Source organism: Paraburkholderia solisilvae, assembly GCF_902859875.1.
Taxonomy (GTDB): Bacteria; Pseudomonadota; Gammaproteobacteria; order Burkholderiales; family Burkholderiaceae; genus Paraburkholderia; species Paraburkholderia solisilvae.
This window is the reverse complement of record NZ_CADIKF010000111.1, coordinates 1-3,175: the sequence shown is the minus strand read 5'-3', so window position 1 is coordinate 3,175 and position 3,175 is coordinate 1. Positions and strand designations below refer to the sequence as shown.

Sequence of the window (3,175 nt, the reverse complement as noted above, 5' to 3'; positions counted from 1 at the left end):
GGCTGCGCACGGCCGCGCGCACGATCGTGCCCAGGCGCGGCTGGGAGTAAATCGACAGCTCGTCCGACAAACGCCGGATCGCGCCGAGGCCGGTGCCCGACGTGCCGACCGTCGAGCGGCCGTCGTCGAACGCGGCGCGCACGTCCGCGATGCCGGGGCCGCGATCGATCGCGAGCACCTCGACACCGCCCGACCCGCCGGGCGCGCCGCCATTGCCGTGCGGCGGCAGTTCGCGCACCAGTACTTCACCGTGCTGCGCGTGCTTCAGGATATTCGTCGCCGCCTCGGTGACGATCAGCGCGAGCCGGCCGACGTCGGTCTCGTTCAATGCGCACTTCTGCGCCGCTTCGCCCGCGCCGCGGCGCGCGAACGCCACGCTGCTCGCGTCGGCAATGTCAAACGACGCGTGCATTCCGCGCAAACCGCTTAGCGATGTTTCCATTTTGTGATCGTGACCGTCGTGCCCTTACCCGGCTGCGAGTGAATCTCGAATTCGTCGGACAGGCGCCGTGCGCCGCCGAGCCCGAGTCCGAGACCCGAACCGCTGGTAAAACCGTCCTGCAAAGCGCGCTCGATATCGGCAATGCCGGCTCCCTGATCGATGAAGGAAACCCGCAGCCCTTTGCGCGTACCGTTGACGAGCACGCTCAGATGCGCGTCCCCGCCGCCGCCATACAGCAGCGTATTGCGTGCCAGCTCGCTCGCGGCGGTGACGAACTTCGTCTGATCGACGAGCGAAAAGCCTTGCGCGATTGCCTGGTCGCGCACGGCTTGCCGCAGCCGGACGATTTCCTGGTCCGAGCGCAAGCCGATCTCCATTGACATCGTGACCGTAACGCCGGTTGGGTCCATAAGTGCGTCCCTCGCGCGCATCAACGGCGGCGCTGCTGCAGCAGCGCCATGCCACGCTCGACGTTGAGCGCGGTGCGCACGCCGGTCAGCGTGAGGCCGAGTTCGACCAGCGTGATCGCGACCGACGGCTGCATGCCGACCACCACCGTCTCGGCGTCGAGCACGGTCGCCATGGCCGCGGTATTGCTGATCATCCGGCCGATAAACGAATCGACGATGTCGAGCGCGGAGATGTCGATCAGCACGCCCTTCGCGCCATCTTTCACGATGCGCGCGGTCAGGTCGTCCTGCAATGCAATGGCGAGGCGGTCGTGCATATCGACCTGAATCGCGACGATCAGGCAGTCGCCCATCCGCAAAATCGGAATGCGGTCCATGGCGGGTTGCCTCACTTCGCGACGACGTGCGGCGACAGGCTCGAGCCGCTGCGCTGCAACGCAACGATGAACGCATCGGCAAGCGTCGATTTGGTCGTGACGTTGGTGAGATCGACGCCCAGATGCACGATGGTCTGCGCGATCTGCGGGCGAATCCCGCTGATGATGCAATCGGCGCCCATCAGCCGCGCTGCGGCGACGGTCTTCAACAGATGTTGCGCGACGAGCGTATCGACGGTCGGCACGCCGGTGATGTCGATGATCGCGATCACCGCGCCGGTATCGACGATCTTCTCCAGCAGGCTTTCCATCACGACCTGCGTGCGCGCCGAATCGAGCGTGCCGATAAGCGGCAGCGCGAGAATGCCTTCCCACAATTGCACGACCGGCGTCGACAGTTCGAGCAGCTCTTCCTGCTGGCGCAGGATGACCGCTTCGCGGCTGCGCTGGAATACTTCGGTCGTGTAAAGGCCGAACGCGTCGAGCAGCAGGTTCACCGACCAGCTGATTTCGGCAAGCGCCGCCGGGTCGTCCTTCAATTCGCTGCGCAGACGCGTGTAGAGCGGCTGCTTCAGCGAGAACACGAAGGTCGCGGTTTCCGCCGGCGTGAAACCCAGCCGCGCGCGATGCGCCGACACCTCCGCGAGAAACGCGCGCACCGGCTCCCATTCGGGACGGCTCGCATCGAATGTATCGGCGCTGCGCAGCGTGTCGATGAACACGTTCAGGAAATTGCGGAACTGATCGGCCATTTCCGCTTCGGTGGTCAGCCCGCGACGCAGCGCGACGGACAGATGCTGGTTCAGCCAGTCGTTCAACAGCGTGTCTCGATGCAGCGTGAGCATGTCGACCAGAGCGGCGCCTTTCGCTTGGTTCATGGATTCTCCGGTGAAAAATTACAAGTAAGTATTGCTTGATTTACTTTCGCGCAAATCGTTTGCGCGCATGCTGCAGGGCAAACATTACCGAATTCGCGGAGCGTAGCGGCGTATTCACGCTAACTCATTGCGTGGGCAACCAATAGTACAGGGCGCGCTGTGAATTGCGGACAAAATGCGGCGGTTATGCAATGACGCAGCGTATGAGACGGTGGGCCGAACGACCCGGTGTTGCGGACGCTCCCGGTGTTCGGTGCGAGTGCGCTGACAGGCTCAGGGCTCGGAGCACACGAAACTGCTCGCGCGATTCATGTCGCCTGCGCCCGCATAGCGCGGAATCAGCGGATAGCGGCAGAGCGGCCGCGTGCGGCCGTTGGTGGCGGCGGCGATATCGGTCGCGACCAGCGTTTCCGGCGCTACGCCATGCGTCACCCAGTCATCGAGCGCGCCGAGCAGATCGACGGACGGCACGAACACGCCGCTGCCGTGCTGATAGCCCGGCACCATGTAGAGCCGCAGAAACGAATCAACGCGCGCCTGCCCGTAGCGCGCAACGAGCGCGTCGCGGTAAGCGATTGTCTGGTTCGGGCTGATCACTTCATCGGCGAGGCCCTGCAGCGTAATCAGCTTGCCGCCGCGCGCGATATAGCGCGACAGGTCCGGATTCATCGCGCCGATCGTCTCCGACAGCTCGACCAGTTGCGACTGGTAGCGGCCCGGATGCAGCACGTCGAAGCCCAGCGCGTCGAACGATGCGTCCTGTGCGACGAAGTAGCGAAGATAGCCGTCGCCCTGCGCGAACAGATAGCCGTTGGTCGCGAAGGTTGGCGACGGTTCGCGCTCGGGCTCGCGTCCGAGTCCGAGTCCGCCTGTCAGGCGCGTACCCTGAAACACGTTGTAGCCATGGTAGCCGCCGACATCCCACGCAAGACGGTACGGCAGCGTCAAGCCGTCGCGTAGTGCGAAGAGTGTGGCGAGTTGCGTATTGGTCAGACAGTTATCGCCCGCAGTTTGGCGCTCCGCATCGCCGGCCGGCTTGCCGTGCGCGCTCGCGCGTTCGCCGCGCGG

Annotated in this window: 5 protein-coding genes; all 5 read right to left on the bottom strand. The window is 64.6% G+C overall.

What is annotated here, in order from left to right; genetic code table 11:
- Positions 1 to 442: ATP-binding protein (locus HV675_RS31955; protein ID WP_175115452.1), on the bottom strand; the 442-nt coding region annotated here is incomplete at its 3' end.
- Positions 427 to 852: an anti-sigma regulatory factor gene (locus HV675_RS31950; protein ID WP_175115451.1), complete on the bottom strand. Its 426-nt coding sequence runs from the start codon at positions 850 to 852 to the stop codon at positions 427 to 429. The genes HV675_RS31955 and HV675_RS31950, both read right to left, overlap by 16 nt.
- A 20-nt stretch (positions 853 to 872) precedes the next feature.
- Positions 873 to 1,229 (bottom strand): STAS domain-containing protein, encoded by a 357-nt coding sequence (locus HV675_RS31945; RefSeq protein WP_175115450.1) that lies wholly within the window; start codon positions 1,227 to 1,229, stop codon positions 873 to 875.
- Positions 1,230 to 1,240: 11 nt separating this feature from the next.
- The gene (locus HV675_RS31940; protein WP_175115449.1) at positions 1,241 to 2,107 is read right to left on the bottom strand and encodes an STAS domain-containing protein; all 867 of its coding nucleotides are present in this window, start codon (positions 2,105 to 2,107) and stop codon (positions 1,241 to 1,243) included.
- Between the two features lie 273 nt (positions 2,108 to 2,380).
- Positions 2,381 to 3,175, bottom strand: a 795-nt coding sequence (locus tag HV675_RS31935; protein WP_175115448.1) for a tannase/feruloyl esterase family alpha/beta hydrolase, incomplete at its 5' end; no start/stop codon positions are given.